General features: G+C 64.2%; 3 protein-coding genes. 2 read left to right on the top strand and 1 reads right to left on the bottom strand.

What is annotated here, in order from left to right:
* The first annotated feature begins 267 nt into the window (after positions 1 to 267).
* Together AC1DY5_RS47395 and AC1DY5_RS47390 are read left to right on the top strand one after the other, a co-directional pair.
* A complete protein-coding gene (locus AC1DY5_RS47395) occupies positions 268 to 2,007 on the top strand; it encodes a hypothetical protein (RefSeq protein ID WP_478121302.1) in 1,740 nt (579 codons plus the stop codon).
* Between the two features lie 48 nt (positions 2,008 to 2,055).
* The gene (locus AC1DY5_RS47390; RefSeq protein WP_478121301.1) at positions 2,056 to 2,811 is read left to right on the top strand and encodes an alpha/beta hydrolase; all 756 of its coding nucleotides are present in this window, start codon (positions 2,056 to 2,058) and stop codon (positions 2,809 to 2,811) included.
* Between the two features lie 242 nt (positions 2,812 to 3,053).
* Here AC1DY5_RS47390 and AC1DY5_RS47385 read toward each other — a convergent pair.
* On the bottom strand, positions 3,054 to 3,501 hold a 448-nt coding region (locus AC1DY5_RS47385), incomplete at its 5' end, for a Bug family tripartite tricarboxylate transporter substrate binding protein (RefSeq protein WP_478121300.1).

Genomic DNA, 3,501 nt, shown 5'->3' with positions numbered 1-3,501 from the left:
CACCACTATTTGGGTAACGCTGCTCGATAGGAGCAGACCGCTTCTGCGCCTGGCGCCGGAGTGGCCTGGGCCTTCAGCGTTAGCGGTTGGTGCGCCCATCCCATCATTTCGACGGCCCCCACGCGGGGCCGTCGGCGTTCTTGCATCGCTTGCGCCAGTCCTGCCAATCGCTCGCCAAGCCGCATGCAGCTTGAGTTTCTGGATTTTCGATTGGTGCCGGTGAGATTTTCATTGACGCCGCTGTTCTCTACATAGCACAATGCGTGTATGGGTATAGGCGTACCTAAAGACCTAACAGATATCCGACGATTCTTCGCCGAGCCCTCCCATCCCCGCCAGCGCCAGTACGAAGCGCTTCGCGCCTTCTTCGTCGAAGACCGCCCCTCGCACGAGGTCGCCCGCGCCTTCGGCTACACCCCCGGATCGTTCCGCGTGCTGTGCCATCAGTTCCGCCGCGATCCCGATCCGCAGTTCTTCCACTCGCCCAGCCCCGGTCCACGCTCCCAGCCGCACAAGTCCAAGGCCCACGACCTGGCCGTGGCCCTGCGCAAGCAGAACTATTCGGTCTACGAGATCAGCCAGGCACTCAAGGAGCACGGCACGCCCCTGAGTCCCACCGCCGTGCGCGAGGTGCTGCGCGAGGAGGGCTTCGCGCCGCTGCCGCGCCGCGGCGATGACGAACGGCTTGAGCATCTCGGTCCCACCGCCGAGGCGGTGGCCGACGTGCGCGAGTTCGCGCTACAGCCCGGCACGCAGTTCACCACACGCTGCGGGGGCTTGTTCCTGTTCTTGCCCGATCTGGTGCGCCTGCAGCTCGAGGAGATCGCCGCGCGCGCCAAGCTGCCGGGCTCCAGGATGATTCCCTCGTCTCACGCCCTGCGTTGCGCGCTGGCGCTCAAGCTGTGGTCCATCGAGCGCAAGAGCCATGTCATGGCCTTGGTCACCGATCCGGGCCTGGCGTTGTTTTGCGGCTTGAACGTCATCCCCAAGAAGAGCTACCTGTGCGAGTACTCCTCGCGTGTCGAGCGTGAGCGCACCGTCGCGCTGCTGGCGGCCTGGCACGGCGCCGTCACCGACGAGCAGCTGTTCGACGCCCACTCGTTCAACCTGGACTTCCACTCGGTGCCGTACTACGGCGACGATCCCCAAGTGGAGCGCCACTTCGTGTCCGCGCGCAGCCGCGCCCAGCCCAGCGTGCTGGCCTTCCTCGCGCAGGACGCGAGCGGCCGCGCCTTTTGCTACTCCAACGCCGATTTGCGCAAGGGTGAGGAGGCCGAAGAGATCTTCCGCTTCATCGAGTTCTGGAAGCGCCAGCACGGTGCGCTCCCGCGGCACCTGGTGTTCGATTCGCGCCTGACCACCTATGCCCACCTGGCGCGTCTGGATCAGTTGGGCATCACCTTCATCACGCTGCGTCGCCGCTCGGCGGCTCTGCTGCAGGAGGTGGCCGATCTTCCCGCCTCGGCCTGGCGTCGTGTCACGCTGGATGTGCCCGCGCGCAAGTACAAGACCCCTCGCGTGTTCGAGCAATCGATCCGCCTGGCCGGTGCCACCCTGCGTCAGCTCTTCGTGGTCGACCTCGGCCATGAGCAGCCGACCATCCTGCTGACCAACGACCCTCACAGCTCTCACGCCAAGCTGCTGACCCGTTACGCCCAGCGCATGTTGATCGAAAACGCCTTGTCCGACGCCGTGCGCTTCTTCCACATGGATGCACTGTCATCGGCGGTGGGCATGAAAGTGGACTTCGACATGGCGCTGCTGGTCGTCGCCAGCGGCCTGTACCGGTTGCTGGCGCGTCGCATGCGCGGCTATGCCGATGCCCAGGCGCGCCACATCTTCCGTGACCTCATCGACACTCCCGCCGACGTCTCGGTCACCGACTCCGAGGTCCGCGTCCACTTCCACCGCCGCGCCCACTTGCCCATCGTTCTCGCCTCCGGATTGCTCAATACTGCGATCCCCATTCCCTGGTGGAAGGGCTACTCTCTGCGCATGTCGGCGTAACCCCCAGCCCCTGACGAACAGGCCACCGCGTTAGGCGAACTACCCAGCGTGGAAATCCAGGCTAGTGCATGTATCGATCAACCTTATGGGGCGCATCCGCGCCAGCGTCTGGATGTTTTTCCCAGCACCGCGGCTGCGCGTGGTGTGCTGCTCTACCTGCATGCGGGCTATTGGCAATCGCGCGACAAGTCGCTGTTCCGCTGGTTGGCGCCTGCCTTTCAACGGCGCGGCTTCCACGTGGTCTTGGCGAACTATCCGCTATGCCCGGAGGTGACGCTCCCTGAACTAGTGCACGCGCTCCAGCCCGCGACATCTGTAGCCCATTCCATGGTACCGGAATGGACGCAGTTGCCACTGGTGGTCGCTGGCCACTCGGCCGGTGCTCACCTCGCGAGCGAATTCGCGCTCCGCTGCGGCAGGCTGCCCGCGGGAGATCCGGCCCGCATCGATGGTATCTGGGCAATCAGCGGAATCTACGACCTGGAGCCACTACGAGAGACCACGCTGAACGAGCGCTTGCGGCTCGATATGGAAGCCGCTCGGCAGATGTCCCCCATTCATCGCACGGCCGAAGGCGGCGTTCCGGCGGTCTGGCTCGTGGGAAGCGCCGAGACGCCCGAGTTTCTGAGGCAGAACCACGCCATGCACAAGGCATGGCAGGCGCAAGGTCACTGGAGCGCATGCGTGGAAGCTCCTGGGAAGGATCACTTCACGGTGCTGCAATCTTGGGCATCGCTCGATGACGGACTCGACACTGTCTTCAACGACTGGTGGGCGGCCGTGGCGGCCCGAGCCTGGTTCTGAACTCTGCGTAGAGCCTTCTCTTCATCAATGAAAGGAACAGAGAGGTGTGGATCGTGCACACCAAGGTCGCCGCACGCCCGGCCAACAGATCCCCGGCGGGCGCGAGCCGCATGCCCTTCGGACTGCAAATGACCAGCGCGGATGCCGCTTCTTCCTCGAGCTAGGCGCCTTGGGCGAATATCCCGCCTGCAAGCAGACTGGACATCCCGTCGCCGCTCGTTCTCTGAGCGAGCCCGAAACGCTCAGTCGAGCTTGGCCCCACTGCGCTTCACAAGCTCAGCCCACTTCGGCGTCTCCTTGCGGATGAGTTCGCTGAACTGTTGCGACGATCCGCTCATGGGAATCAAGGCAAAGCTCTCAGTCGCAGCCTTGACCTCCGGATCCTCGACTGCCTTGCGCAAGGCTACGCCAAGGCGGTCGAGCACCGGTGCAGGCGTTCCCCTGGGTGCAATCAGGCCGACCCAGGCAAGGATCTCGAAGCCCTTGAGGCCGGATTCATCGAAGGTGGGCAAATCGGGAAATGTTGGGACACGCGTCAGGCTCGTTGCCGCGAGCGCCTTGATGCGGCCGCCCTTGATCAAACTGGCCGTTAGCGCAACGTTCTCGTACAGCAGGTCGATGTCACCGTTGACCATATCCTTGTACGCGTCCACGCCGCTCTTGTAGGGCACACGCCGCTCTTGTAGGGCA

Source organism: Variovorax sp. P4_D9, assembly GCF_056401695.1.
Note: the sequence above shows the minus strand (reverse complement) of the source record. Positions and strands in the feature narration are given on the sequence as shown.

Excerpts from the sequence above, each read along its gene's own strand:
- AC1DY5_RS47395 (WP_478121302.1), top strand. The coding sequence starts at position 268 with ATGGGTATAGGCGTACCTAAAGACCTAACAGATATCCGACGATTCTTC.